The organism is Pseudomonas frederiksbergensis, from assembly GCF_017114915.1.
Classification (GTDB): Bacteria; Pseudomonadota; Gammaproteobacteria; order Pseudomonadales; family Pseudomonadaceae; genus Aquipseudomonas; species Aquipseudomonas frederiksbergensis_I.
Genome location: NZ_JAAUOE010000023.1, coordinates 1 through 25,444 on the forward strand (window position 1 = coordinate 1; position 25,444 = coordinate 25,444).

26 protein-coding genes and 3 pseudogenes are annotated in these 25,444 nt (G+C 57.2%); 19 read left to right on the forward strand and 10 right to left on the reverse strand.

Going from position 1 to position 25,444, the window contains the following annotated elements; all coding sequences use genetic code 11:
• The coding region (locus HCU66_RS16880) for an ABC transporter permease subunit (RefSeq protein WP_205889550.1) at positions 1-432 on the forward strand (432 nt) is incomplete at its 5' end.
• 16 nt (positions 433-448) lie between these two features.
• Positions 449-1,213 (forward strand): ABC transporter ATP-binding protein, encoded by a 765-nt coding sequence (locus HCU66_RS16885; RefSeq protein WP_205889551.1) that lies wholly within the window; start codon positions 449-451, stop codon positions 1,211-1,213.
• 107 nt (positions 1,214-1,320) lie between these two features.
• Here HCU66_RS16885 and HCU66_RS16890 read toward each other — a convergent pair whose 3' ends face one another.
• Positions 1,321-2,205, reverse strand: a complete 885-nt coding sequence (locus tag HCU66_RS16890; protein ID WP_205889552.1) for a LysR family transcriptional regulator — start codon at positions 2,203-2,205, stop codon at positions 1,321-1,323.
• 114 nt (positions 2,206-2,319) lie between these two features.
• Here HCU66_RS16890 and argC point away from each other — a divergent pair, with 114 nt between their 5' ends.
• The 4 genes and pseudogenes from argC to HCU66_RS16910 all read left to right on the forward strand — a co-directional run.
• Positions 2,320-3,249, forward strand: coding sequence for an N-acetyl-gamma-glutamyl-phosphate reductase (gene argC, locus HCU66_RS16895; RefSeq protein WP_205889553.1), 930 nt, complete (start codon positions 2,320-2,322; stop codon positions 3,247-3,249).
• An 87-nt stretch (positions 3,250-3,336) separates the two neighbouring features.
• Positions 3,337-3,477: a hypothetical protein gene (locus HCU66_RS16900; RefSeq protein ID WP_205889554.1), complete on the forward strand. Its 141-nt coding sequence runs from the start codon at positions 3,337-3,339 to the stop codon at positions 3,475-3,477.
• Between the two features lie 131 nt (positions 3,478-3,608).
• Positions 3,609-4,097 carry a GNAT family N-acetyltransferase gene (locus HCU66_RS16905; protein ID WP_205889555.1) on the forward strand — a complete coding sequence of 163 codons (489 nt, stop codon included), beginning with the start codon at positions 3,609-3,611 and terminating at the stop codon, positions 4,095-4,097.
• Positions 4,098-4,168: 71 nt separating this feature from the next.
• A pseudogene (locus tag HCU66_RS16910) lies at positions 4,169-4,342 on the forward strand (Mut7-C RNAse domain-containing protein); the annotation flags it as partial.
• A gap of 34 nt (positions 4,343-4,376) precedes the next feature.
• Here HCU66_RS16910 and HCU66_RS16915 read toward each other — a convergent pair.
• Entirely contained in the window at positions 4,377-5,168 is a 792-nt protein-coding gene (locus HCU66_RS16915; protein ID WP_205889556.1) for a response regulator transcription factor, read from the reverse strand.
• 138 nt (positions 5,169-5,306) lie between these two features.
• Between HCU66_RS16915 and HCU66_RS16920 the strand changes: the two genes are divergently transcribed.
• Positions 5,307-6,410, forward strand: coding sequence for a polyamine ABC transporter substrate-binding protein (locus tag HCU66_RS16920; protein ID WP_205889557.1), 1,104 nt, complete (start codon positions 5,307-5,309; stop codon positions 6,408-6,410).
• Between the two features lie 248 nt (positions 6,411-6,658).
• Entirely contained in the window at positions 6,659-7,954 is a 1,296-nt protein-coding gene (tssI, locus tag HCU66_RS16925; protein WP_205889558.1) for a type VI secretion system tip protein TssI/VgrG, read from the forward strand.
• 67 nt (positions 7,955-8,021) lie between these two features.
• On the opposite strand, the gene HCU66_RS16930 is transcribed toward tssI, so the two are convergent.
• From HCU66_RS16930 to HCU66_RS16940, 3 genes are all read right to left on the reverse strand, one after another.
• The gene (locus HCU66_RS16930; RefSeq protein WP_338136432.1) at positions 8,022-8,717 is read right to left on the reverse strand and encodes a tRNA (adenine(22)-N(1))-methyltransferase; all 696 of its coding nucleotides are present in this window, start codon (positions 8,715-8,717) and stop codon (positions 8,022-8,024) included.
• Positions 8,718-8,902: 185 nt separating this feature from the next.
• The gene (locus HCU66_RS16935; protein WP_205889560.1) at positions 8,903-9,775 is read right to left on the reverse strand and encodes a DNA/RNA non-specific endonuclease; all 873 of its coding nucleotides are present in this window, start codon (positions 9,773-9,775) and stop codon (positions 8,903-8,905) included.
• Between the two features lie 229 nt (positions 9,776-10,004).
• Positions 10,005-11,531: an MFS transporter gene (locus HCU66_RS16940; RefSeq protein WP_205889561.1), complete on the reverse strand. Its 1,527-nt coding sequence runs from the start codon at positions 11,529-11,531 to the stop codon at positions 10,005-10,007.
• A gap of 193 nt (positions 11,532-11,724) precedes the next feature.
• Here HCU66_RS16940 and HCU66_RS16945 point away from each other — a divergent pair, with 193 nt between their 5' ends.
• From HCU66_RS16945 to HCU66_RS16955, 3 genes are all read left to right on the forward strand, one after another.
• Positions 11,725-12,585: a LysR family transcriptional regulator gene (locus tag HCU66_RS16945; protein ID WP_205889562.1), complete on the forward strand. Its 861-nt coding sequence runs from the start codon at positions 11,725-11,727 to the stop codon at positions 12,583-12,585.
• A gap of 76 nt (positions 12,586-12,661) precedes the next feature.
• Positions 12,662-13,402: a Mut7-C ubiquitin/RNAse domain-containing protein gene (locus tag HCU66_RS16950; RefSeq protein WP_205889563.1), complete on the forward strand. Its 741-nt coding sequence runs from the start codon at positions 12,662-12,664 to the stop codon at positions 13,400-13,402.
• 101 nt (positions 13,403-13,503) lie between these two features.
• A complete protein-coding gene (locus tag HCU66_RS16955; RefSeq protein WP_205889564.1) occupies positions 13,504-13,815 on the forward strand; it encodes a hypothetical protein in 312 nt (103 codons plus the stop codon).
• A 187-nt stretch (positions 13,816-14,002) separates the two neighbouring features.
• On the opposite strand, the gene HCU66_RS16960 is transcribed toward HCU66_RS16955, so the two are convergent.
• Positions 14,003-14,899 (reverse strand): LysR family transcriptional regulator, encoded by an 897-nt coding sequence (locus tag HCU66_RS16960; protein WP_205889565.1) that lies wholly within the window; start codon positions 14,897-14,899, stop codon positions 14,003-14,005.
• Between the two features lie 121 nt (positions 14,900-15,020).
• Between HCU66_RS16960 and HCU66_RS16965 the strand changes: the two genes are divergently transcribed.
• From HCU66_RS16965 to HCU66_RS16985, 5 genes are all read left to right on the forward strand, one after another.
• Entirely contained in the window at positions 15,021-15,440 is a 420-nt protein-coding gene (locus tag HCU66_RS16965) for an ester cyclase (RefSeq protein ID WP_205889566.1), read from the forward strand.
• A gap of 3 nt (positions 15,441-15,443) precedes the next feature.
• A complete protein-coding gene (locus tag HCU66_RS16970) occupies positions 15,444-16,487 on the forward strand; it encodes an SDR family oxidoreductase (RefSeq protein ID WP_205889567.1) in 1,044 nt (347 codons plus the stop codon).
• A gap of 17 nt (positions 16,488-16,504) precedes the next feature.
• A complete protein-coding gene (locus tag HCU66_RS16975) occupies positions 16,505-17,047 on the forward strand; it encodes a histidine phosphatase family protein (protein WP_205889568.1) in 543 nt (180 codons plus the stop codon).
• 232 nt (positions 17,048-17,279) lie between these two features.
• The gene (locus HCU66_RS16980) at positions 17,280-17,600 is read left to right on the forward strand and encodes an isochorismate lyase (RefSeq protein WP_205889569.1); all 321 of its coding nucleotides are present in this window, start codon (positions 17,280-17,282) and stop codon (positions 17,598-17,600) included.
• A 246-nt stretch (positions 17,601-17,846) separates the two neighbouring features.
• Positions 17,847-18,899, forward strand: coding sequence for an alpha/beta hydrolase family protein (locus HCU66_RS16985; protein WP_205889570.1), 1,053 nt, complete (start codon positions 17,847-17,849; stop codon positions 18,897-18,899).
• A gap of 40 nt (positions 18,900-18,939) precedes the next feature.
• Here the strand turns inward: HCU66_RS16985 and HCU66_RS16995 are convergent, their stop codons facing one another.
• Both HCU66_RS16995 and HCU66_RS17000 read right to left on the reverse strand, forming a co-directional pair.
• Positions 18,940-20,028, reverse strand: a complete 1,089-nt coding sequence (locus tag HCU66_RS16995) for a DMT family transporter (protein ID WP_241015538.1) — start codon at positions 20,026-20,028, stop codon at positions 18,940-18,942.
• A 430-nt stretch (positions 20,029-20,458) separates the two neighbouring features.
• Entirely contained in the window at positions 20,459-21,529 is a 1,071-nt protein-coding gene (locus tag HCU66_RS17000) for an SDR family oxidoreductase (RefSeq protein WP_205889571.1), read from the reverse strand.
• 73 nt (positions 21,530-21,602) lie between these two features.
• On the opposite strand from HCU66_RS17000, the gene HCU66_RS17005 reads away from it, so the two are divergent.
• Positions 21,603-21,992, forward strand: a complete 390-nt coding sequence (locus HCU66_RS17005) for a MerR family transcriptional regulator (protein WP_205889572.1) — start codon at positions 21,603-21,605, stop codon at positions 21,990-21,992.
• Positions 21,993-22,118: 126 nt separating this feature from the next.
• Here HCU66_RS17005 and HCU66_RS17010 read toward each other — a convergent pair.
• Positions 22,119-22,337 (reverse strand): annotated as a pseudogene (locus HCU66_RS17010) (transposase domain-containing protein); the annotation flags it as partial.
• Positions 22,338-22,549: 212 nt separating this feature from the next.
• Here HCU66_RS17010 and HCU66_RS17015 point away from each other — a divergent pair.
• Positions 22,550-23,191: a LysE family translocator gene (locus HCU66_RS17015; RefSeq protein ID WP_052964729.1), complete on the forward strand. Its 642-nt coding sequence runs from the start codon at positions 22,550-22,552 to the stop codon at positions 23,189-23,191.
• A gap of 45 nt (positions 23,192-23,236) precedes the next feature.
• A pseudogene (locus tag HCU66_RS27100) lies at positions 23,237-23,478 on the forward strand (hypothetical protein); the annotation flags it as partial.
• Between the two features lie 147 nt (positions 23,479-23,625).
• Here the strand turns inward: HCU66_RS27100 and HCU66_RS17020 are convergent.
• Positions 23,626-25,413 (reverse strand): bifunctional diguanylate cyclase/phosphodiesterase, encoded by a 1,788-nt coding sequence (locus tag HCU66_RS17020; protein WP_205889573.1) that lies wholly within the window; start codon positions 25,411-25,413, stop codon positions 23,626-23,628.
• Positions 25,414-25,444 lie beyond the last annotated feature (31 nt).

Consider the following 25,444-nt stretch of genomic DNA (forward strand, 5'->3'; position numbering starts at 1 on the left):
CTCGATGCGTTCTTTCGCGATGCGATGAACTGCACCATCCTGGCCTTCGCCCTGAACACCTGCGCCTACACCACGGAGATCTTCGCCGGGGCCATTCGCAGCATGAACCACGGTGAAGTCGAAGCGGCCAAGGCCTACGGTCTGTCAGGCTGGAAGCTCTATGCCTACGTGATCATGCCGTCCGCCCTGCGTCGCTCGCTGCCTTACTACAGCAACGAAGTGATTCTGATGCTGCACTCGACCACCGTGGCCTTCACCGCGACCATCCCGGACATTCTGAAAGTCGCGCGGGACGCCAACTCGGCGACCTTTCTGACCTTCCAGTCGTTCGGCCTCGCCGCGTTGATCTACCTGGCAGTCACATTCTCCCTGGTCGGCCTGTTCCGCCTGGCTGAACGCCGTTGGTTGTCTTTCCTCGGCCCGGCTCATTAATTCAGGATGCTTGTTCATGTACAAACTGACCGTTGAAAACCTGCACAAAAGTTACGGCAACCATGAAGTCCTCAAGGGCGTTTCGCTGAACGCCAGGACCGGCGATGTGATCAGCCTGATTGGCGCCAGTGGTTCGGGCAAGAGCACCTTTCTGCGTTGCATCAACTTCCTGGAAACGCCCAACGACGGCGCCATGAGCCTGGACAACCAGCCGATTAAAATGGTCCATGACCGCCACGGCATGCGCGTGGCCGACGCCAATGAACTGCAACGCATCCGCACTCGCCTGGCGATGGTGTTCCAGCACTTCAACCTGTGGAGCCACATGACCGTCCTCGAGAACATCACCGTGGCCCCACGCCGGGTGCTGGGCGTCAGCAAGAAGGACGCAGAGGATCGCGCCCGGCGCTACCTGGACAAGGTCGGTTTGCCGGCACGGGTTGCCGATCAATACCCGGCGTTTCTCTCGGGTGGTCAGCAGCAACGGGTCGCCATTGCCCGTGCCCTGAGCATGGAGCCGGAGATCATGCTGTTCGACGAACCGACGTCGGCCCTGGACCCGGAACTGGTGGGCGAAGTGCTCAAGGTGATCCAGGGTCTGGCCGAAGAAGGCCGGACCATGATCATGGTGACCCACGAAATGAGCTTTGCGCGCAAAGTGTCGAACCAGGTGCTGTTCCTGCACCAGGGGCGGGTCGAAGAACAGGGTGCACCCGAAGACGTATTGGGCAACCCCAAAAGCGAGCGCTTGCAGCAATTCCTCAGCGGCAACCTGAAGTAACCGCAGCGCCTTCGAGCGAACGCAGGGTCGCTCGAAGGCGCTGGCTCAACTTGATAGTCCATCTCTCTGCCCTGCCCCCCCGGCGAGCGCGATCCTTTAAAACCACTCTAGCCCGCACTCAACTCCCACAACACATCCAGCACATGTTGCGTTGGCCGTTCGACGTCTCGACTACGGTGGGCAATACCCAGTTGACGCCACAATAAGGGCTGTAGTGGTCGCATGACGATCCTGGTATCGGGCAATGGCGTGGAGGCCTCATGCGGCAACAAGGTCGCACCATAACCAGCGGCCACCAGGCTTTTGATCGCATCGTTGTAGTTCAGTTGAATACGCGGCGTGGGTTGCCGTCCGCCACTGGCGAACCACTCCGAGGTCAAGCGCGAAAGGCGTGTGGTGTTGTCATTCAGAATCAACGGCTGAGCGGACAGCCAATCGGGGGTCACAACATCCGGGGCTTCCCAGCGAGCCGGCAAGAAGGCCATGACCGGGTCCCGTCGCCACGGCTCGATCCGCAAGCCCTTCACCGGAGGCTGCGGCAGGGCGACCAAACCGATCTCCAAAGAGCCCTCGGCAAGCTTGTGCAAAGTTTCCTGCGACGTGAGCACCGCGACCTGCACATCGATCGCGGGATGGCGTTGGCTCAACGTCTCCAGAGCTTGCGGCATCAACTGTGCGATGGCCCCTGTGGAGGCGCCTAGTCGCACACGCCCGGCCAATCCCTGTACCTGACGTTCCACGTCCTCAAGCGCCTGCTCCGCATCCGCCAGCAGGCGTCGCGCACGTTCCACCAGTGTGTGTCCAATCGCCGAAGGCTGAACGCACCCGCGCGTGCGCGACAACAGCTTGCCGCCCACGCGCGACTCCAGGTCGGCGATATGCAAACTGACCGTGGGTGGCGCGAGGTGCAGCACGCGGGCCGCCTCGGCAAACGAACCCAGGTCGGCAATAGCCACCAACGTGCGCAGACGGTCCAGGCTGATTTCGCGCATGAGTGACTCCTTATTCAGAAAAACTGAATTTCATCGTTTATAAATTCAACTTTTCCTATCTTAACGCCTCGCTGAAGATTGGAACTCCTGATTTCCTATGTCCGGGAGCATTCCATGGCAAGTCCCCTTGTATTCATCGACGGCGACCAAGGCACCACCGGGTTGCAAATCCATCAACGTCTACGCGACCGGAGCGATCTGCGGCTTATCACACTCAGCCCCGAATATCGCAAGGATCCGCAACGTCGCGCCGAAGCCATCAACACCTGCGACATCGCGATTCTCTGCTTGCCCGACCCAGCCGCCCGCGATGCTGTGGCGACCATCGAAAACCCCGCCGTTCGGGTGATCGATGCGAGTTCGGCGCACCGCTCCCATCCAGACTGGGCCTATGGCTTTGCGCAGATGAATCCGCAGCAGGCCCAACGCATCGCCACTGCGCGACGGGTCAGCAATCCCGGTTGCTATCCAACGGGGGCGATTGGGTTGCTGCACCCATTACTGGCGGCCGGATTACTGCCCAGGGATTACCCGGTAAACATTCATGCCGTGTCGGGTTACTCCGGCAAAGGGCGTGTCGGAGTGCAAGAGCATGAGGGAGAAGGCGCATCACAGGCGTCGGCGTTTCAGGTCTATGGGCTGGGGCTGGCACACAAACATATTCCGGAGATTCAGCAGCAAAGCGGTCTGACTGAGCGGCCGATGTTTGTACCGGCCTACGGCGCTTTTCGGCAGGGGATCGTACTGACCATCCCCTTGCACCCCCGGTTGTTGGCGCCAGGTGTGAGTGCGGTACAGTTGCAGGCGTGTCTGATGCAGCACTACGTCGATGCGAGCCATGTACAGGTGATGTCGATGCAGGAGGCTAAAGGGTTGACGTACCTTGATCCTCAGGCACTTAACGGGACTGATGGTTTGCGATTGTCAGTGTTTGAGAATGATGAGACGGGGCAGGTTTTATTGGCCGCGGTGTTCGACAATCTTGGGAAGGGAGCCGCTGGGGCGGCGGTGCAGAATCTGGATTTGATGCTTGCAGGAACCTGACTCCGAACGACGCCGCCCAAAGAGTCAATTAGCTAAGCTTTATCAGTGCGCCACTTCGTGAAATCCTGAGAAGTCAGGAGGCAAAAAATGAGCAAACAACCTCAACCCCGCAGCCGCTCCAACCCTCAACCCAGATCCCGCCCGGTAGTGCCTGACCTGCCCGGCAAAACAGGCAACAGGTCCGGGGGCTTGCGTGGCAACAACTACCCGCCGAAGAAGTCGCAATGACCTCAGGTTGCGGCGGTCGCCTCAGGCTTTGAAGTCAGTGGAGAGAGCGAGCTCTTTGCGGACATGCCATTGCTTTCCATCGCCCTGAGCCAGCAGCTAAAGTACTGATTCATGGAGCTTAGAGACGAGCAATGAAACTGAACCACAGGCCAGTGAAGGCTAGCGACGTTAAAATGATTTGCGGCTTTCCTCAGAACGCTCAAGAGTTGTTTTTCATGTTTCCGAAGGCGCACTTCCCGCTAACGGAAACGCAGTTGATTACCGCGATCTCCCAACGCTTCGATTCTACCGTGGTGGAGAACAATGGAACTGTCGTTGGGTTTGCCAATTTCTATCGAGCTGAACGCAATGGCGTTTGCTGTATCGGCAATGTCATTGTCTCGCCGAGCGCTCGGGGCGAAGGAGTGGCCACGTTTATCGTAGAGACGATGACCGGCTTGGCATTCGAGCGTTACGGAGCCAACGAGGTGCAGATTTCCTGTTTCAACGAAAACACGGCAGGGCTGCTGCTCTACCCCAAGCTTGGGTTTGTGCCTTATGCCATTGAGGAGCGACCTTCTTTGGGAAACGGCCGATCGGCCCTCATACACATGACGCGCCGCAGAAGCTCGACCGGTTGAATCCACAATCGAAAGCTGCCGGACTGGACTCGCTCATCCCGCAACCCTGCCATACTGTTCAACATGACCCGTGCAACCTTCCGCTGCACGAGATCAGCCCGGAACTGGCCCGACAACAGGTGCCGCCACGGGTTGGCACCCTCTATTCACACTTCCTGCGCTGCGACGCCTGCCAACGGATTGACTGGGAGGGTTCGCACTGGCGCGGCATGTGTGCACTGCTGGCACCTTTGCTGAACCGATAGCCGAGTGCATCGCCCCCCAGACTAAAACGCTGATTCAACTCGCAGGAAAAACATCCTGTTTTGGCATAAAAAATCGAGCAAACAGTTCGGACTGTGACTTGATGTTTAATTTGGCGTAAATATTGCGGCGGTGAACTTTTATCGTTTCTACCGAGAGGGAAAGCTTTCCGGCTATCTCTTTATTAGAGAAGCCACTGAGCAATAATCTGAGCACATCACTTTCACGTGTTGTTATTTGCGTGCCAAGCTGGGCAATCGTTTCTGGCCATGGAGGTGGTTCGGTGAGATTTTTCTCCACGTCAACTTCAAAACACATGCGCTGATGCATCAATGCAGTCACCCAGGGTTTGACAATATCAAGCATTGTTATCTGCTCTTGATTAAAACGGACTTTGCTACCAACGGAAATGCACAATGTTCTATCGGAGTCGAGCTGAACATTGTACTGCGCCTCATCCACAGAGATATACTGTGCAAAATATTGATGATAATACTCAGTTTCAAGAAAGTATTCCGGCGCAATATCCAGCAAATGAAAGAAACCGCTCTGCGGGTTTTCTCGATTAGCTATATAAAATGGATCCAGCAGATAAAGCCCCTTCACATAGCGATGAGTGAATGCGTCTACCTCTTCCGCATCTGCTATCTCGGGAAGACTAACAACTTGCACTTGTTGATTACTGAAAATCAACACAACCCAATTATCGATTTGCACATATTCATTCAATATGCGAATAAGTGAACTCCAGAATTCCGGACGGTTCAACTGCATGATCAGCTTCCCAATCGATCGGTGCCAAGCCAGGCTCTGAAGGTCGAACGGCATTTTCTACCCCTTTAGGGTTAGGGATTCGGAGGTCAGAGGTAAGTATTCGTAGGTATTTACTATTCGGTAACGCCCGGTATATTCGCTGTCAGGACTTACGATGGCCATGAGGGCGCATCGTCTTGATAAGGATGTTGCATGAGAAAATCACGTTTGCGAACCATTTTTTCAGCCTCGCTTCTCTGTGCAGGGATAAGCACGTCAGTGGGGGCTGTAGAGCCTGGGGTGTATCTGTATAACTGGTTCGGGCTTCTCGCACCGGAGACCCCAAAGGAGTTCGAGCAGGAAACCGGCACCAGAATGCATATGGATGCGTTCGACAGCGCCGAAATCATGCAGAGCAGGATAATGGCTGGGCGCACGGGGTATGACGTGGTTGTGGCTACCTCCAATGTGTTGCCAAGCCTGATCCAGGCGGGAGTGCTTCAGCCGTTGGATCGTAATCAACTGAGTAATTTGTCCCATATCGATCCTGATATCTTGTCCCAGGTCGCGGTCAATGATCCTGGTAATCGCTACGCTGTGCCCTATTTATGGGGCACCACCGGCATTGGCTATGACGTTGATAAAGTCAAAGCGGCATTGGGTGATCATGCTCCGGTGAATAGCTGGGATTTGATCTTCAAAGAAGAAAACATCAGCAAACTCCAGTCGTGTGGTGTGGCAATGCTTGACTCTCCAAGTGAGATCATTTCGATTGCTTTGCATTACCTTGGGCTCCCCAGCAACAGCAGGAACCCGGATGATTACCAGAAAGCTCAAGCCCTGCTGTTAAAAATCCGTCCCTACGTCCTCTATTTCGATTCATCCAGAATCGACGCCGACCTGGCTGACGGCAATATTTGTGCAGTGGTGGGATGGGCTAATGGTGCCCTTGCCGCTCAGGCCATAAACGAGAAAGCCAACACGGGACGCAAGATTACCTACAGCCTTCCTCGTGAAGGAGCGCTGGTCTGGTCGGAAAATCTGGTTCTGCTAAAAGACGCTCCCCACCCTAAGGAAGGTATGGCGTTTATTAATTATATGTTGCGACCAGAAATCATTGCCAAGACCTCAAACCACACTCTATATCCTAACGCTAATAAAGATGCCACTGAGTTTGTCGAACAGAAACTGCGAGACAATCCCTGGATTTATCCAGACAAGAAGACTATTGCCACACTTATTCCACTTGAGCCACTGCCGTTGAAGCTGGAGCGAATCCGCACACGGATTTGGACCAAAGTGAAGACGGGTGTGTGATCTGACTTGATTTGTCGCCTGTTGCTCTATGCATGTCTTTATTTTATACGCGGGCGTGCTGTGAGCAGCAGGTTAAGGCTATTTATGTCCGGAAAGTAAGACGCAAACGCCGATATACAGAGGGCGCTAAACTAGTGGGTTAGTGCCTGTTATAGGCTCTTGCCCTGAGCTGGACTTATCCGGCTTCCTGATATTGCCATCTGCGGACAGCGCCGATTCAACACCTTAATGCAAGAAGAGAACAGTGGATGTTCAGCCCAGCCAATCAGACGCCTTTCAGTTTGACAATCGACGGTTTTGAGCACGACTTTCAAGTGCTCGCATTCACCGGAGAGGAGGCGATCAGCAGGCCTTACCTCTTCAGCGTGGAGCTTGTTAGCGAGCGGTCTGACCTGGATCTCGAAAGCCTCTTCGACATAGAGGCCTTTCTGACCTTCGACACGAAGGGCAACGGCATTCATGGACGGGTCTATCACATCGCTCAAAGCGGTAATGATCAGCGTTTGACGCGCTACAGCCTGGCCCTCGTACCGCACCTGTCCTACTTGCGCCACCGCATCAACCAGAGGATCTATCAACAGTTCTCGGTGCCGAAAATCGTCGCCTTGATACTGGAAGAGCACGGAATTTTGGGCGACGCTTATCGGTTTCATCTGGGGTCGACCTACCCCGAACGTGACTACTGCACCCAGTATGACGAAACGGATCTGCACTTTATTCAGCGCTTGTGCGAAGAAGAAGGTATTCACTTTCACTTCCAACACAGCGGTCAAGGCCACGTGCTGGTCTTTGGCGATGACCAGGCGGTTTTTCCCAGGATTGGGCAACCCACTGCTTATAGACAAGAGAGCGATCGGGTGGCCAACGAGCCACTGATCAAGCGCTTCTACCTGCGTCTGGGGAGAAACGAGCAACCGCCAGGCATGGAAAACGATGACAAGCTGGAGCGTTTCACAGGTCATGAGCACGGCAAGCGGATAAGTCTGCGTGCTATGGAGCGCCGCCACGCGGCTTATCGTCAAGCTGAAGGGCAAGGTGACCAGACCCGGTTAGTCAGTGGTCATGTGCTGGAAATCTCAGGCCACCCGCGCCAGGAATGGAACGCCCTATGGCTACTGACTCAGGTCATCCACGAAGGCAAGCAACCACAGGTATTGAGTGAGAACGTCGCCAGTGGCAACACTGACAACGAGGATGACTTTCATCAGGGTTACCGCAACCGCTTTATCGTTCTTCCGTGGGACGTGTCCTATCGTCCGCCTTTGGCTCATAAAAAACCTCAGGTGCCAAGCAATCAGACCGCTGTGGTCATCGCTCTGGAAGACGAGGCGGTCCAGAGTAATCGGCGCCTCGCAAGGGTCAAGGTCAAATTCCCCTGGGACCGCGAAGGTAGATTTGACGACAAGAGTTGTTGTTGGCTGAGGGGGACCTCCAATTGGAGTTGTGGAATTACGCCCCCCCGAACGGGAATGGAAGTCATGGTCACATTTCTCGAAAGCGACCCCGATCAACCGCTGATCAGCGGTTGCCTGTGTTGCCGTTAACCGCAAACCCTATTAGGGCAGCAACAGCCAGGTTGAAGTTTACCCATGTAATGACTCAGGCAAGGGCTCAAGCCAGCAGCTCGGTAATCCATCGGGCCTGCCGGGCGACGTCCTGCACCTTCTCCTCAGGCACGGCCTGCCGCGCCTGGGCGAAGTTGGCCAGGGTCTTCTGCTTCTGGCACAGCATGCGCTGCCACTTGACCAGGAACGCCGGGCTGCGTGCCTGCATCTGCAGTGGGCCGAAGTACAGCTCCTCGGCGGTGTACATCACCGGCCCGGCGCGCTCGGCGACGATGATTTCGTAGTCGAAGCGGTTTTCCCGCAGCACTTCCTCGCAGAGGATGCGGTAGCCATTTTCCATCAGCCATTGGCGCAGTGGCTGCTCGCCGCCGTTGGGCTGCAGGATCAGGCGCTCCTGGCCGCTCAGATGCGCCTTGCCGCTGTCGAGGATGTCGCGGATCGTCTCGCCGCCCATGCCGCAGATGCTGATCGCCGTGATCCCGTCTCCCGGCTCGATCGCCGCCAGGCCATTGGCCAGACGCACGGTGATCCGCTGCTCCAGGCCGTTCTCGCGCACGGTGCGGTCGGCCGAGCGGAACGGCGTCAACGCCACCTCGCCGGCCACCGCCGCCGCGATGGCGCCACGGCGCATCAATGCCACCGGCAGGTAGCCGTGATCCGAGCCGATATCGGCCAGGCGCGCATCTGCGGGCACATGCGCCGCCACGCGCTCCAGGCGCATGGACAATGTCTGTTCGTTCAACTGCGGTTCCTTTTCACCACGAATATCCGGCACCTTTGGCCGGATCGGGGCGCGATTCTGTCGAGCAACGCCGCGCATTTCAAATTTATGCGACCAGGGTCACGGCTCGGCCGGTACCTGCCGCTTGCGTATCGGCCTGAAGCGAACCCTGGTATCCAGCTTTTGGGGGGCAACTCACCAAGCCATCAAGAGCGCCCCGCGGTACCTGTGACCGGTAGATTCCCCAGCAATTTGAGCCCGGTACTCTTCACGAAGGCGTCATAGTCCATCGGCCTCTCGATACGGGTTTCAGCGTTGGGCAGTACGTAGGCCCAGGCACGCTTGGACGATGCGTCGTAAACCAGCTTGAACAGGCGGGTCGGCACCCAGACCTTGTTGTCGCCGATGGTGGTGTGGCCCGAATCAAAGAGCGGGCCGGTAAAGACAAAAACATTGCCATCGGCGCGCTTGGCAAACTTTCTGACATCGGACTCGACCTTGCTCCAGATCTTGCGGTTGTTGGTCGGGTCTTGCGGCACCATGTTCGACAGCGCAAAGGATTGGGCCATTGCGTTGGGGGTCGGTGCATCGGCTGCCGGGGATTGATGACCACGATCCACGGCCGGATGTTGGCCACGGTAGTCGCTCAACTCTGCCCGCCCACTCTTGGGGATGCGTGGGTCCGGGTAGAACTGGTTGGTGCGCTCCTCGCCTTTGGCATCCTGCAACTGGGCGGCATTAAGGCGTTCGACCACGACCAACGGCGTCTTACTGGTTTGCGAGTACAGCACCGCAAAGTTGTCGGAACACAGGGCCAGGGGTTTCATGGTTGCAGGCACAGTGGCCATGTTGATCGGTTTCGCTGCCGGGAACAGATCTGCGCAGCCGTCAAACGATGCCTGTTTCTGTTTGTTTGAATAGAGTTCCAGAGCCGCGTTCTGGCTGATCGAGCCCGAGCGGGACACTTGTTCCTGATGCTGGGTGGGCGGCTTGATGAGGTCCAGCAGACTGCGGGCTTCTGCCCCGGTCGAGAGCAAAACAAGGGCCGACAGCCCAACTGCAATTTTGCGTAGGTGCATGCTTTAAATCTTCGAATTGGATTGAGGGGTAAACGTACGGCAAGTCCCGATTCACGGAACCTGGTGGAAGCGGTTGCTGATTAAATAGCGGCAAACATGCTTTCGCTGTCCTTGATCAAAAGGCTGATGCGGATCCGAGCAGCACGACGGCTGACGGTCGTGCGGGATTTATTGACCACTACAAGTCACATTAGTGCTGAGCAGTTGGACTCGGTCCTGCGAATGACGGTCACTGCTGAGAATGAACGGCTTTGCTCGAACGAAAGACCACCCAGCTCGCCGCCACCAATACCCACGCAGCAATACCGCCATACAGCATCACCCAGCCAAACCCATGCGCCAAAGCTGCGTTGGCGACATCGGCCGGAACCGTAGTCCCCTGGACAGTCTGCGCCAACACGGCAGAGTTGCCGGCTGAAATATTCTCCGCCAGCCACCTCAGTTGCACATCATCGGCCGAGCCAGACAGCTGGTTGCGCAGGGAAGACAGGATGCCCTCCACCAAGATGAATCCCATCAGTGCGATATTGATTGCAAGACTGATCATACGAGCGCTGATATCGATGCCCGATGCCATGCCAGCACGTTCACTGGGCACCGATCCGGTGGTGGTATTGGTAACAGGCGTATTGGTCAGCCCCAGTCCGATTCCGGCGATCAGGCAACCTGGAAGCATCGTCAACCAGCTGGCGTGCGCGACACTGCTGCCCCATTTCATCAGCAGGAACCCCAAACCTATGGTGAACAAACCTGCGGGAATCACCACGTCAGGTCGATAGCGCAACGCCAGCCGTTCGCCTAACGGGGGAACAACCAGCGTCGGCAGCGTATAGGCCAGCAGTGCCAGACCTGTGCCGACACTGGCGTAGCCCAGGCTGTTTTGAAAGTACAGGGGCAGGTAAATCATGAACGGCCAGAAGCTGAAGTTCATGCCTGCCGACCCTAGCAAGGCACCCGAGAAGCGACGGATGCGCAATACCGAGAAGTCGAACATGGGATCGGCATAGCGTCGCTGCGCAACGACAAAGACGATGAAGCTGACCATTGCCACCACCAGGCTGGTGATGGCCGAACCGCTGGAGAAACCCTCCCCCGCGCCCTGAGTGATGAACCAGGAAAGGCCTGACACTGCCAGCGACAACGAAATAATGCCCAACACATCCAGCCTGCGACGCTGCGGATCACATGACTCATCGACACCGGCGATCACCAGCACCAGCGCGAGCACGGCAATGGGCGCATGCACCAGGAACACCCATTCCCAACTCGACAACGCCACGATAGTTGCGCCGATAATCGGGCCAAACCCCAAACCGATGCCGAACACGATCCCCCAGGCACTGAACGCTTTGCCGCGCGCAGCTCCCGACTGGAATCGATGAGACAGCACCGCCACCTGACAGATCAGCATGGCACCACCGGACATACCTTGCAGGAATCGGTTTACGATCAACGCGCTGGCGCTTTGCGCCCATCCACAGGCCAGTGAGGTCATGCCGAAAAGCACCAGGCTGATGACAAACACTCGCTTGCGCCCATACCGATCCGCCAGTATGCCGGTGGCCATCAGCACCGTGGTGCAGGCGATGGTGTAGGCATTCATGATCCACTGCAGATCTTTGAAATCGCTGTGCAGAACCGATTCAAGAGTGGGCAGGATTGCCGGCACGCTCGAGATTTCCAGGCCGAACATCAGCGAGGCCAAGCAAACGGCAGCTATTGTGAAAATATCCTTTTGCGAAGAAGAGAACGGCATCGTGATCTTCCAGATCAAGTTGATAGGCACTGGCAAGACCGCTCTGAACGCCGTCAGGGGTAGAGACGCGATAGCCTCGCCAGCGTCACCAGGCATAAGTCCAAGTGACCGGCCGCATTCTGGAAGTAATTAATAAATGACAGAAATGATTTAATTTCGTAAGTTTTATTAATATTCGTCATGAGTTGACTTAATGGACTTCGACCCAGCCCTGTTGCGTGCTTTTGTCGCGATCAAGGACACCGGTAGTTTCACTCGTGCCGCAGAGCGGCTGCACTTGAGCCAGTCAGCAGTCAGTCATCAGATCCGGCGCTTGGAAGAACAGGCCGGTACCACGCTACTGGTACGCACCACCCGACGTTTGACGCTGACAGAAGATGGTGAAGATTTTCTGCGCCATGCCGAACAAATCCTCATCGCACAAGACGCCCTCTCCCGACGTTTCGAAGCGTCGTCGGTATCCGGGGCTGTACGCTTCGGTGTGCCGGAAAATTTTATCGGCGACGGCCTGCCGCCGTTACTGACTCGGTTCGCCAGACAATTTCCCGCCGTGCGCCTGGATGTAACCGTCGGCACCTACCTCGATCTGCGCGCGCTGGTCGATGCCGATGGGCTCGACCTGGCCGTGGTCATGGCATTGCCGGGCAGTCAGGCCGGCGGTACCGTGCTGCGCGAAACCCGGTTTGTCTGGGCCGCTGCACAGAATTTCGACTTTACCGGCGATGCCCCTTTGCCGCTGGCGTTTGCCCCAGCGCCCTGCTTGCACCGCCAGGTGGCCGTGGAGGCGCTGGAGAGTTCCGCCGTGGATTGGCGGGTCGCCTTTACCTCTCCAAGTCAACAAGGACTGCGGGCGGCGGTATTGGCGGGGCTTGCCGTCACCGCTCTACCGCTAGGCGATCTAGAGCCCGGCATGGTAGTGATTGATGGTCAACATGGCCTGCCACCGCTGCTGGATGCTGATTTCAGACTGATATGGAGTGCCACGGGAACGACGCCAGCGGCCAATGCATTTGGACAACTGCTGGTGGAGGTGTCTGAGTCGCCATCGATCTAGAACAACGGAACGTTCACCCTTTGCTCAATCGTGTCAGGACATTCTCGATAGCTGCAGCCCTGCCATACTGTTGAGCATGACCCGTGCAACCTTCCGCTTCTATGAGGAGCTCAACGATTTCCTGCCGGCCGAACGGCGGCGGCAGTCCTTCACCTGCGAGTGCGCGCGAGGGGCGACGGTCAAGCACATGATCGAGGCGCTCGGGATACCGCACACGGAGGTCGAGCTGGTGCTGCTCAACGGCGAGTCGGTGGGCTTCGAGCGGATGATCTTCGACGGTGACCGGCTGGCGGTGTATCCCAAGTTCGAAGCGCTGGACATCAGCCCGCTGCTCAAGGTTCGTGCGCAACCTTTGCGGGTGCTGCGCTTCGTCGCTGATGCGCACCTTGGCGGGCTGGCCAGCCTGCTGCGCATGAGCGGCTTCGATACCCTCTACGACAATCGCTTCGAGGATGGCGAGATCGCCGAGATCGCTGCGCAGCAAGGACGCATCGTGCTGACCCGCGACCGCGAACTGCTCAAGCGGCGGATCATCAGCCACGGCTGTTACGTGCATGCCCTGAAACCGTCGCTGCAGCTGCGCGAATTGTACGAGCGCCTCGACCTGGCGCGTAGCGCGCGGCCATTCAGTTTGTGCCTTCATTGCAACCTGCCGCTGCACGAGATCAGCCCGGAACTGGCCCGACAACAGGTGCCGCCACGGGTTGGCGCTCTCTATTCGCACTTCCTGCGCTGCGACGCCTGCCAACGGATTTACTGGGAGGGTTCGCACTGGCGCGGCATGTGTGCACTGCTGGCACCTTTGCTGGACCGATAGCCGAGCATCGGGCCGGCTGCGTTTTCGCGCTCGCCACCGTCTAGTCTGAGTAGAGCAGGACCACAAACACGCCTCCAGCCTCTTGATCCAGGGGAAACGGGATGATCGGAAAAACAGCGCGCCAATGCTCGTCATGGATCCTCCCCTCCCTGCTCGCCATCAACCTGGCGCTGACCGCGGGATGTGCAGGCAAAGCTGTCACGGCTGGCTATTCGGCCTCAAGCATCGGCCCAAGCACAGGCTCAAGCTGCTACGCAAAAGCGCTGCCCACTGTCGGCGAGGGCGGCCTGGCCTGGGGTTCCACCCTGGACATGGCTCGTAAAAAATCCATGGATAATTGCATACGCTATGCCGGTCAATCCGGTGGCGCGCCGGATACGTGCCATGTGGTGTTGGCGGAGTGCAAAAATTAGAAGCCGATTCAGCAGGAAGATCCGCAGGCGTTCGCCAAGGCGGTGATTGATGCGGAGCACCTTTGAGACCTGACATCCGTGCACTTGCTTCGATAAGGGCAAATCGCAAACGTAGGAGCCCGGCTTGCCGGCGAAGGCACTCTTAAGGACACCTTCGCCGTCAAGCCGGGCTCCTACGAAAAGCAGTTCACTCGTTTAACTGACTGGCTTCGACATTTTCTATGGAAAGGGCTTCAAGCAGCACCTGCTCCAGGATGGCAAAAAAACATTTGATGTGGGCTTGTTTCAATGCCTGAGGCCGGGTCACCAGATAAACCTCCATATCTGGAAGTTGAAGCTCCGGGAACACCCCGATCAGGTCCTTCGCCAGAATACGGGGCAGTACTGCCACACCCATACCTCGCCTCACCGACTCGAGCTGAGCCGCGAACGCGTTCACGCTGATCTGCGCGCGTTCCAGCCCCGCGGCCTTTGCCGCACGCATCTGCGGCAACATGTCCAGCGGAGGAAGCAAGGCAATATTGACCGCAGTGGCCGGCGTCACTCCTGGAAACCGCTTCAGATAACCTGCATCAGCGAAGACACCGTAGGCGAGCCTGCCTATGGGTCGATAAATCAGCGACGGTTCACCCAGATGAGTGGTGCGTACAGCAATGTCTGCCACGCCGCGGACGATCTTGTGGAAGTCGGCTGTGACCAGCAACTCCACCGAGCAACGCGGGTGAAGAGCGGTGAAGCGACTCGCGGCCTCCAGCACGCAAGATGAGAATCCCTCCCCTGCGCTGACCAGGACGTTGCCGGATAACTCTGTGTGTAGCTCGGTGTTGCCAGCAACGGTTTGACCTCTCAAGCCCGCTTCCGCAGCAAGGGCAACTTCCACAAGAGATTGTCCCCGCGACGTCAACCAGCATCCTTCAACGCCCCGCTCGACGAGTGGCTCGCCCAGGGCGCCCTCAAGTTGGGTCAACCGGCGGGACACCGTGGACGCCGCGATACCCAATAACTGACCAGCCTGAAGAAAGCTGCCACGCCGCGAGACTGCCAACAGCAGACGAAGATCGTCCCAATTCGCTTGCAACGCCATGCTTCATATCCTCCCTGATTTGCATATGTGCAAAGCCATTATGCAGTAGTCGCTGTTTTTCGGCAGAGGCATCAAAGGTATATCTACAGGCCCTCGAAACCCATGGAATGGAACGGACTGTATGACTACTGGCCCTAACGACTTTGCCGAACGCGCCGCCAGCGCCTTCAATCGCCGTGATGTGGAGGCGATGGTTGCGCTGGTTTCCGAAGACTTCATCTACTTCGATGGGATGGGGATGCAAATCGGTCGCGAATCCATGCACAAGCGGGAAACCGCATTACTCGAAGCATTCCCCGACGCCCAGGTGACCTTGAGCCCATTTGTCGTCGGTGACGATCGTTTGGCACTGAGCGCCTTCCTGACCGGCACCTTCTCCGCACCCTTAGTGCTGTCGGACCGGGTGATTCCACCCCATGGCCGCCACATTGCCGTGTATTACGCCGCACACTTCACCTTCAGAGACGGGCTGGCCATTCGTGAAGAGGCCTTCTTCGACAGTGCGGCGTTGATGCCGTTAGCCGATCAGAGTAAGGGGTGACACATGCGTAATGCATTCGTTACTGGCGCGACGGGCTTGTTGGGCAACAACCTGGTGCGCGAATTGGTCGCTCGTGGCTGCGTGGTCAAAGCCCTGGTCCGTTCAAGAGCCAAAGGTGAGCAACAGTTCAAGCATTTGCCCGGTGTGGAACTGGTGGTGGGTGACATGGCCGATGTCGACGCGTTCGCAGCGTCGCTGCGAGGCTGCGATACGGTGTTCCACACCGCAGCGTTCTTTCGCGACAACTACAAGGGCGGCAGCCACTGGGAGGAACTCGAAAAGATTAATGTGTCTGGTACACGGAGCCTGCTTGATCAGGCCTACCGCGCTGGTATACGACGGTTCATCCATACGTCTTCCATTGCCGTGCTCGACGGCGCTCCCGGCACGTCAATTGATGAAACCTGCCTTCGGGCCGACGCTGACGCGGATGACTATTACCGCAGCAAGATCCTCGCCGACCGTATCGTCTTGTCATTCCTGGAAGTCCATCCCGAGATGCATGCCTGCATGGTCCTGCCTGGCTGGATGTGGGGCCCTGCCGACATTGGCCCGACCTCCTCGGGACAGTTGGTCAACGATGTCGTACGCGGTAAATTGCCCGGACTGATCCCCGGTAGCTTCTCTGTTGTCGATGCCCGCGATGTGGCGTTGGCACAGATTGCCGCAGCCAGATATGGGCGCCGAGGTGAGCGCTATCTCGCGGCGGGCCGGCATATGACAATGCGTGAGCTGGTGCCTGTTCTTGGGCGTATCGCAGGCGTCAAGACACCCGTTCGACAACTGCCGCTGCCCTTACTGTACGCTTTGGCGGCCGTGCAGGAGATCTATGCGTGTATTACCGGCAAGCCCATTCTGCTGAGCATGGCCACGTTACGCCTGTTGATACGAGAGAAGGACCGCACCCGTTTCAACCACAGCAAGAGTGAACGAGAGCTTGACCTGAGTTTCCGGGCGCTGGAGCTGACAATCACCGACACCGTGGCGTGGTACCGTGATCACGGTTGGTTTGAAACACACCAGAACAAGGACGTAAACATACTGTGAGCAGGAAAATAATCCTAATGCGTCACGGCCAGCCAAAGCTGGTCGCAACCGACAAAATGTCAGCGCTCGATATGAAAGACTGGATCGAACACTACGACCGGTCCGAAATTACCAACCACCCCGTCCCGGAGGCCAGCCTGCAGCTCGCCGCAACCGCCACGGTGATTGTCTCGAGCAACGCGCCTCGTGCGCTGACCTCCGTCCGGGCGCTTGGCCTGAAGCCGGCCCTCGTCGACACGCTTTTCTGTGAAGCGCAACTGCCTTATGGTCATTGGAAATTGCCAAGGCTATCGCCATTTACCTGGGCATTTATCCTTCGAGTCTTATGGTTGTGCGGATACTCGCGCAGAGTTGAATCCGTCGGCACGGCGAGAATGCGCGCCAGCACGGCAGCTCAACGACTTCAGTCCCTTGCCCGCGAAGGACCGGTTCTGCTGCTCGGTCATGGCTTTATGAATCGCATGATCGCCAAACAACTGGTGGCAGATGGATGGATCCGCCAAAAAAGTAACGGCAGCCGGTATTGGAGTGCGACGGTGTATCACTATGGCGGTGTTTAACGCAGGTCAGGCCCTTGGCAACCAGGATAAATTTCGTCGTAAGGAACACCCCGAGACTTGAATCGCATGTCAGGCCCGACCTTACTCTTGCCTGACAATATCGACCGAGATCTCCACCGCCGCAATTGTTCCTCTATCCCGAGTGCACACAGAAAGCCCGCATTACTTCAGCAACAGCGCCGATACCTCTTGCGAAAGCCCACGATTTTTTTCAACAAACGGAGTCACCTACATGGAAGTCATCAATCAGTTGCAACCCACAGAGTGTGCAGACATGGACGATATCCGACGCGAAATCGATGCCCTTGATCAGGCCGTTATCAAGCTATTGGGCAAGCGTTTTCACTATGTACTGGCGGCCTCGAAGTTCAAGACCTCAGCGACTTCGGTGCGCGCTCCGGAGCGTTTCAAGGCCATGCTGGCGACACGACGCGAGTGGGCCGAAGCCGAGGGCCTGAGCCCGGATGCCATCGAGAAGATGTACAGCGACCTGGTGAACCACTTCATTGCCGAAGAGATGAAACACTGGGCGGCTCATCGATCCGAAGCCTGATGCGAGTGTCAGGATTGTCTGCCCATGGGTTGAATCCACAGCTAAAAGCAATGGGATGGATCCTCCTCACTAAAAGACCGCGAACAGAGTTAGCGATGAAAATTATGCGCAGCGGTTCGAATGTGGGCTTTGATGTCCGTGCTTACTTATATGCAGCCATATTAGCTTCGACTCCGCACGAAGGTGGATGCGCCTAACGGCGGGTTCAGGTTGCCATGCACTTGTCTAATCAAGGAAGAAACGACATTGAAAATTGCTTTGGCCGCCCTGTTGTTGACCTGGCTGACTACTCTCGCACTCGCTGACGAGAACCCTGTCGGCTTCCACTCTTCCACACTGGCGGACTCGCACAATGACCGCGCGCTGGAGATGGTCGTCTGGTACCCCAGTGCAACTGCCGCCGCCACGCAAATGATTGGCGATGATGCGGTTTTCGTCGGGGCTTCTGCCGTTCGTGACGCGCCGCCCGCTGTGGGCAAGCATCCATTGTTGGTGCTCTCCCACGGGTACAGAGGTAACTGGAGCAACCAGATCTGGCTTGCCAGTGCTCTGGCCCATAGGGGTTACATCGTCGCCGCAATCAATCACCCTGGCACCACCACTCATGACCGTAGCCCTCAAGCAGCGGCGCAGTTATGGCAACGGCCCGTTGATTTGCGCCGAGTCATTGATAGGGTCACGACTCAACCTGAAAAATTCGGTTTGGTCGCCAATGGCCGAATTGCAGTAGTGGGCCATTCACTCGGTGGCTGGACCGCCCTGGAGATCGCGGGTGCTCGTTTCGATCCGGACCGCTTCGCCCATGACTGCAAAGCCCACCCGCAGATATCAAGTTGCACCGTCTATGGAAAGATAAACCCCGCAAGCACCTCAGAATCAAAGGCCGCATTGGCCGCCGATTTGCGCGATAAACGCGTCACTGCTGTGGTTACATTGGACCTGGGCCTTTCACGGGGCCTGACCGACGAAAGCCTGGCCGCGCTGCCGGTACCAGCGCTGGTGATCGCTGCCGGCGTACCGTCGCGCGAGCTTCCCGCTGAGTTGGAGTCTGCCAACCTGGCCAAACGCCTGCCTGCGGCGTCAAGCCGTTACGTCGAAATCAGCGACGCAAGCCACTTCAGCTTCTTGTCGATGTGCAAACCTGGTGCGCAGGTCATGCTCGAAGAAGAAGTACCAGGCGATGGCATCATTTGCCGGGATGGCGACAGCGGTCGCTCACGTGGGGTGATTCAACAGCAGATCACATCGCTGATAGCAGAGTTTCTTCAGTCATCTATTTACAAAGAAGACAGTTTGTAAACTCGTGGTCAATATGCCAGCCAAAGGACCCGACAATCGCTCACTCAGTCGTCGGGATCTGGGCTTTACTGCCCAAGCGGATCAGCTCATTGGAGAAACACAGCCCGACGATGATCAGTGCCGCCCCCGCGAACAGGCTTTCACGCGGTACTTCATGGAGCACCACAAACGCCAGCAACGCGGCGAACAGCGGCTCGGTCAGTTCCAGCGCCTGAACTTGGGATGGCTTGAGATATTCGATGGCCTTGGTGGTGCAAAAGAAGCCGAGGATGGTCGGCAGCGCGGCCAGCGCCAGCAGTGCGACGATCGCCAATGGCGACAGCTCGCCGATCACGAAACCATCGGCCGCANCCACAAACGCCAGCAACGCGGCGAACAGCGGCTCGGTCAGTTCCAGCGCCTGAACTTGGGATGGCTTGAGATATTCGATGGCCTTGGTGGTGCAAAAGAAGCCGAGGATGGTCGGCAGCGCGGCCAGCGCCAGCAGTGCGACGATCGCCAATGGCGACAGCTCGCCGATCACGAAACCATCGGCCGCAGCCGGCATCAGCAGGTACAGGCTGCCAAAAAACAGCAATTGCCGGGTCAAGTGCAGCCCCCCGGACACGCCCATCTGCTTCATGGCAACCGAAAAGGCCCCATAGCCGCAGCCGGCCATGGAGGCCAGCGCAGCACCTTGCAGGGTAAAGCCCTGCTGCAGGTCGCCGCCGAAGATCACCGAGATCCCAGCGATAGCCAGTGCGGCGCCAACGGTAGCGTTCGCGGTGATGGCATCCTTGAGGAAAATGCGCCCCAGAATGATCGAGGAAATTGAGGCACTGGCCATCAGCACCACCACCACACCTGCCGCAGCGTAGTGTCGATAGGCGGACGTTTCGAAATGGAACAGCACAAAGATGCCAAGGAATGCGCAGATAGCCGCCTGAGTCCATTTGGTCGACGCCGCCGGGCGCTTGAGGAAAAACAGTAAGATCGAGAGAAGCACGCAACCCAGTACGGTCTTGATGACAGCGACACTGCTAGCGGTGAAACCATTACTCATGAGTACTTTGCTGAGTACACCGATCGTTGCGTTCAGTGCTGCAGCGGAGAGTGCAAATATGACGCCTTTGCTGAAAGTAGATTGCATTGATGACGATCCCTGTCGCTGAATTGTCGTTCGATAGAATGCCGCCCTACATCGACGGCGCAAAGTTTGAGGATACGAAGATCCCACCAACCCCCAGTATTTATTGGGGCATAAGCTGGCTCGCCCAGTAGGATGCTGTCGGCCTTCTTGAAGTTCCCGTACGAAATGGCGGAAAAAGTTGTTGGATCAGATGGACGTTCACTCCCAAGCATCAAGCGGATGGCTGAGGCGATTGAGTGTTAGTTAAACATATCCCCCAAGCTAGAGGCGATTATGCACCCTGTTCTCCATGCATAGGATCAACATGACTCGACAAGGGCCGATTTCAAGCACGATGGTTGAACTTCTAAGTTGATGAATCCGCATTACTTACNAAGTCCATTTAATCGGGGCTAACGACTTTGTCGCCCCAAGGGAGAAGTCAGAGGGCCTAGCCCTTGGCTATGCAATATGAGTTGACGAACGTTGCAGTGTGCTGCAAAGACTGACGTATATCCGGTTTGGCTATTCCATGCCTATTGGCAAATTGCTCGACCGCCGCTGTATCAAAACGAGTGGTCTGGATAAAGTCCAAGGCTTCGGGTTTTGTGTTCAAAAACCGCGCGACGGGAGGAATACTCAGTAGCAACTTCAGCAATCGGAGTGAAATGTAATGCTTGGGAGACTTTAAGCCCAAAGGTTGTGCCACCTGTACCAGGAGTTCTCGCAAGTTGGGAGTTTGGTTATCAAGCGCCAGCAGTTCCTGGCCCACCATGGCAGGATCAAAAGCACAAACCGCCACCAGCTCAACCAGGTAATCCACGGTGACCAGTGGCAGCCAGTGCTCGGCGGTACCGGGCACTGCAGTCAGCTTTCCCTGCACAAGGTTGCGTATCAGCTCCACCAGCGGCTGACCGTCAAGGATATGCCCCGTACGGCTGTGGCCACAAACCGTCGCGGGGTGGACAACGGTAATCTCCCCGCCCTTGGCGGACATGACCTCCAGGGTCGCAAAATGCGCCTCCAGCTTGCTCCCCTCGTAACCACCGACATGTCGGTAGACGGCAGGCCAATTCGTCAGGTCCGGATAACGAGGATCAATTCCAATGCGTTGCAGATGTTCATGATTTTTCAGCATGTAGCCGCCGATCATCACTAACCGGCTTTTTTGCTCAGCCGCCAACAGCGCCACGCGCTTTGCCCCTTCCACATTCACCGCACGAGAATGCTCCACTGAAAGCCCCCATGCGAAGTGGGCGCCTAGGTGGAATATGACTCCGGCGTGCCTTAGCACTTCTCGGTCAGCAAGACTCAGCCCGAGGTTGTCCCGTTCCAGATCGCCAGCTACGGCAAATACCCGGGTTGCGCACCCTCCCAAATTGTCGACTTGCTCCCGCAGTGCAGCTAGTCGCTCTGGGCGACGCATCAACACCCGAATGGTGTGACCTTTTGCACTCAGGTACGCCACCAAATATTGACCGATGAAGCCGGTACCCCCCGTGACAAAGCACTCCACGCTCATTTCCCGCTCCTTGTTTAAGGTGAGAAATCAAGCGTAAACTATCGACCCAACTCTATAGTCAAGCGGTGTTTTCATGAAAATCGGCGAACTCGAGGCCCGCAGCGGCGCCAGCCGCCATACGCTGCGTTACTACGAGCAAATCGGCCTGATCTCACCGCTGCGGCAAACTAACAACTATCGCGTTTACACAGCGCAAACTCTGCAGGATCTGGACTTTATCCAGCGCGCGCAAAGCATGGGGTTTTCCCTGGGGGAAATAGGCGAGATTCTGGATGCGCAGCGGAACAAGCTGATCGATTGTGCTGACGGCGCTAAGCTAATTGAAAAGAAGATGGCAGAAATCAAACAGAAAATCGCCAACTTCCAAAGCATTTATCGGTATCTGGATGACGAGCGTGCAAATCTCGAAGCCAGTGCTGCCAAGCAACTTGAGCTTCAGCAGCTGAACAACTCTTCCAACTGAACTGTCAGCATCTGGGAAACGGAAGCTGCAGCCTGCTTCCTGTTTCAAGCCCATCGCTTACGCATTTTCTAGAACCTTGTGGCCAGGCCCTAGACAGTAAGCGTCCGCCCAAAAGACCTTGCGTGGTTAAACGGGCGCCCATCTATGCGGCAGCAACTCGATAATCTCGCTCGGCCGCTGCATCGGCAGTCGCGTGAGCACGCTCTTTAAATACGCATACGGATCATGGCCGTTAAGCCGTGCCGACTGGTTCAAACTCATAAACGCAGCCGCACGTTTGCTGCTGCGTAAGGAACCCGCGAATAGCCAGTTTGAACGCCCGAAAGCCCATGGCCGGATTTGATTTCCACATCAGTGAATTGCTCCGGATTTGCTAGACACATGATGTCTGTATATGGACTCCTCCTCATTGCAAGCCCCTTTGCTTTGGGTCGGTTGCTATCGGTGGGCAAGGAACGCTTTCAATCCAATTACCGTATGGGAAACCGATCACCACTTAACTCGTTGTCCCGTTCGTTCCTGTAACATGCCAGTCCCCACCACCTCGAGCTTTGAAAATGGATTCTCACTCGATTCTGACGTTTACATTAGTCGCCGCGATTGCCATTGCCAGCCCAGGGCCTGCGACCTTGATGGCGATCAACAACAGCCTGGCCCATGGGCAGCGCAGCGCCATATGGTCATCGCTCGGCAACGCCAGTGGCCTGTTCTGCCTGTCGTCCGCTGCCATGCTGGGGCTGGGGGCGCTGCTTGCCAGTTCCGAATGGCTGTTCAACGCAGTGAAGTTCATCGGTGCCGGTTATTTGTTCTACCTGGGCATCAGACAATTGTTCAAAAAGGGCCCAATGCTCCCGGACGGGATTCAGGACGACTTGAAGGAAAGCCGGCCGACTCGTTCCAAACTCTACAAAGCAGCCTTCCTGACGGCAGTGACCAACCCCAAGGCGACGATGTTCTTCACCGCGTTGTTCCCGCAGTTCATCGATCAGAGTGCGGCGTTGCTGCCGCAATTTCTGATCCTCACCTCGATCTTCATGGCATTGTCGGTGTCGTCCCTGAGCCTCTATGCCGCGCTCGCCTCGCGGGCCAAGGGTGTGCTAACCCGACCTGCGCTATCCCGTTGGGTCAGCCGGGTGGTGGGGTCGACATTCATCGGTTTCGGTGCTGCTATCCTGACCATGCGGCGGCAGGCGGCGTAGGGGCGTCGGGCTTGTAACTCCGGTAACAGGGAAGGCTGATAGGCCGAAGCCGCCAGCTATCGAATTCGCGCCGTCACCCAAGTGCTTGAGAACCTGTCCATGCGCGGCTCAGTCGAGTGCGATTCGACGATTCTCAGTGATTTTGCCTTGCTTTGTGCCATTCCATTGCGCGATGGCTGTGATGTGATGTGCTGGATGTGCTGGATGTGCTGGATGTGCTGGATGTGTTGGATGTGTTGGATGTGATTGGGCGGCGGTTGCGGGCTTGGCCTTCGGGCGATGTCTAGTGACGGATTAGTCCTGGGAATTTGTGGTGCTTGAGCGGGCCAATTCGCGGGCAAGCCTCGCTCCTACGGGTTTTGTGTCGTTTGTAGATATTGCGAGCGACACAAAATCTGTAGGAGCGAGGCTTGCCCGCGAAGGCGTCAGATCAATCAGCGATGCCCAACGAGCAGTTCTTCAGGTCCGGGCACCGCCAAGCTATCAATCACATGCACGCTATACCCCGGCACATTCTTCGCGTGGTGTTTGGCCTGCGACGCCATCTCTGCCAATTGGCTCGCGTCGAGTTGTCCGCAGGCTTGTGGATGCAGATGCACCACGCCGATGGACAGTGACAGCAATGGAAATTCCTGGCGTACGCCTTGGCGGTTGGGGGCGATGAAGCAGCCGGCTTCCAGGTGTTCGCTGCGGTAAAAGCGTCGGCATTGGCTGTGGAAGTCGTCCAGCAACTGGTTCAGGCGTTTGCGCCAGTCTTCCGGGCCGAGTACCAGCAGGAAGTCGTCGCCGCCGATATGGCCGACGAAGTCGCGGGACGGATCGATGCGGTCGTTCAGGCATTGCGCCAGGCACAGTAGGACTTCATCCCCGCGACCGTAGCCGTAGATGTCGTTGAAGGGTTTGAAGCTGTCGATGTCCACGTAGCAGATCACCGATTCCCGTTCCTGTTGCAGCAGCCGTGTCAGGCATTGCTGGATGGGCACGTTGCCTGGCAGCAGGGTCAGCGGGTTGGCGTAGCGGGCTTGCTGGATTTTCAGTTCGGTAATCAGTTTGAGCACGTCGATCACTCGGCCCAGGCCCAGATAGCCGCCGTGAAGGGTGATGATGAAGTCCTCTTCGATGCGCTGTCGGGCGCGGCTGGTGATCAAGCGGCTGACCTGTTGCAGCGACTGACTCAGCTCCACGGCGAGGAAGTCGTCGCTCATCAAGCGGCTGATGGGTTTGCGGGCGAACAGGTCGGTGGCAAAGGGCTTGAGCAGGGCGTCCGAGAGCGAATGACGGTGGACGATGCCGCACGGCTGGCCCTGCTTGTCGAGCACCGCCAGGGAGTTCAGGTTGGCTTGGCGACGGAAGGCTTCCAGTACGGTGGCGGTCGGAGTGTCGCTGGCCATCGCCGGCTGATCGTTGAGCAGGGCGCTGAGGTCACTGGCTTCCTCGTTCAGCATCGCCGCGGCGCTGTTGGGTTTTGGCATCAAGGTCCGGGCATCGCGGGGCGGTTGCTCTTGGGGCCGGCAGAGCAGATAGCCTTGCACAAGGTCGACGCCCATTTCGGTCAACACGGCGAGTTCTTCCGGCAATTCGATGCCTTCGGCGATCACTTTTGCCCGGGAAGCCTTGGCGATCTGCAGGATCGAGCCGACGAACTCGCGCTTGAGCGCGTCCTGATGAATGCCGTCGATGAAATGCCGATCGATCTTGACGTAATCGGGCCGCAATTCAGACCAGAGCCGTAAACTCGAGTAACCCGCGCCCAGGTCATCCAGTGCTATGGAAAAGCCCATCGCCCGATAGTGATGCAGGGCGGTTTGCAGCAACTGGAAATCATCGGTCGGGGTCTGCTCGGTGAGTTCGATCACCACCTGGCTCGGCGGTATGCCGAAATCCTGCAGCAGTTGCAGGGTGCGTCCGGGTTGGTGGGCGGCTTCGAGCAGGGATTCCGGGGATACATTGAGGAACAGTTTGCCGGGCAGTTGCTGTTCATTGAAACGACGGCAAGCGCTTTGGCGGCAAGCAATCTCCAGTTCGCTGAGGCGGCCGGCCTGGCGCGCTACCGCGAACAGGGCGATGGGGGAGTGCAGCGGGCTGTTGGAGGGGCCGCGGCTGAGGGCTTCGTAGCCGATGATCTGTCGTTCGGAGAGAGAAATGATCGGCTGGAACAGGCTGTGCAAACCGCTTTGAGTCAGTATTGAGCTCAAGGCACTCAGCTGTTCGGTTGTGGTCATGGCGATCTCTGGCGATAAAAAAGGACCGGGA

Bases quoted from the DNA above. Each gene is read 5' to 3' on its own strand.
- HCU66_RS16980 (WP_205889569.1), top strand. From the start codon at position 17,280: ATGGAAGTCATCAATCAGTTGCAACCCACAGAGTGTGCAGACATGGAC.
- HCU66_RS17015 (WP_052964729.1), top strand. From the start codon at position 22,550: ATGGATTCTCACTCGATTCTGACGTTTACATTAGTCGCCGCGATTGCC.
- HCU66_RS16975 (WP_205889568.1), top strand. From the start codon at position 16,505: ATGCGTCACGGCCAGCCAAAGCTGGTCGCAACCGACAAAATGTCAGCG.
- HCU66_RS17020 (WP_205889573.1), bottom strand. From the start codon at position 25,413: ATGACCACAACCGAACAGCTGAGTGCCTTGAGCTCAATACTGACTCAA.
- HCU66_RS16965 (WP_205889566.1), top strand. From the start codon at position 15,021: ATGACTACTGGCCCTAACGACTTTGCCGAACGCGCCGCCAGCGCCTTC.
- HCU66_RS16900 (WP_205889554.1), top strand. From the start codon at position 3,337: ATGAGCAAACAACCTCAACCCCGCAGCCGCTCCAACCCTCAACCCAGA.
- tssI (WP_205889558.1), top strand. From the start codon at position 6,659: ATGTTCAGCCCAGCCAATCAGACGCCTTTCAGTTTGACAATCGACGGT.
- argC (WP_205889553.1), top strand. From the start codon at position 2,320: ATGGCAAGTCCCCTTGTATTCATCGACGGCGACCAAGGCACCACCGGG.
- HCU66_RS16885 (WP_205889551.1), top strand. From the start codon at position 449: ATGTACAAACTGACCGTTGAAAACCTGCACAAAAGTTACGGCAACCAT.
- HCU66_RS17005 (WP_205889572.1), top strand. From the start codon at position 21,603: ATGAAAATCGGCGAACTCGAGGCCCGCAGCGGCGCCAGCCGCCATACG.
- HCU66_RS16920 (WP_205889557.1), top strand. From the start codon at position 5,307: ATGAGAAAATCACGTTTGCGAACCATTTTTTCAGCCTCGCTTCTCTGT.
- HCU66_RS16950 (WP_205889563.1), top strand. From the start codon at position 12,662: ATGACCCGTGCAACCTTCCGCTTCTATGAGGAGCTCAACGATTTCCTG.
- HCU66_RS16915 (WP_205889556.1), bottom strand. From the start codon at position 5,168: ATGCCGTTCGACCTTCAGAGCCTGGCTTGGCACCGATCGATTGGGAAG.
- HCU66_RS16945 (WP_205889562.1), top strand. From the start codon at position 11,725: ATGGACTTCGACCCAGCCCTGTTGCGTGCTTTTGTCGCGATCAAGGAC.
- HCU66_RS16935 (WP_205889560.1), bottom strand. From the start codon at position 9,775: ATGCACCTACGCAAAATTGCAGTTGGGCTGTCGGCCCTTGTTTTGCTC.
- HCU66_RS16905 (WP_205889555.1), top strand. From the start codon at position 3,609: ATGAAACTGAACCACAGGCCAGTGAAGGCTAGCGACGTTAAAATGATT.
- HCU66_RS16970 (WP_205889567.1), top strand. From the start codon at position 15,444: ATGCGTAATGCATTCGTTACTGGCGCGACGGGCTTGTTGGGCAACAAC.
- HCU66_RS16960 (WP_205889565.1), bottom strand. From the start codon at position 14,899: ATGGCGTTGCAAGCGAATTGGGACGATCTTCGTCTGCTGTTGGCAGTC.
- HCU66_RS16940 (WP_205889561.1), bottom strand. From the start codon at position 11,531: ATGCCGTTCTCTTCTTCGCAAAAGGATATTTTCACAATAGCTGCCGTT.
- HCU66_RS16955 (WP_205889564.1), top strand. From the start codon at position 13,504: ATGATCGGAAAAACAGCGCGCCAATGCTCGTCATGGATCCTCCCCTCC.
- HCU66_RS16890 (WP_205889552.1), bottom strand. From the start codon at position 2,205: ATGCGCGAAATCAGCCTGGACCGTCTGCGCACGTTGGTGGCTATTGCC.
- HCU66_RS17000 (WP_205889571.1), bottom strand. From the start codon at position 21,529: ATGAGCGTGGAGTGCTTTGTCACGGGGGGTACCGGCTTCATCGGTCAA.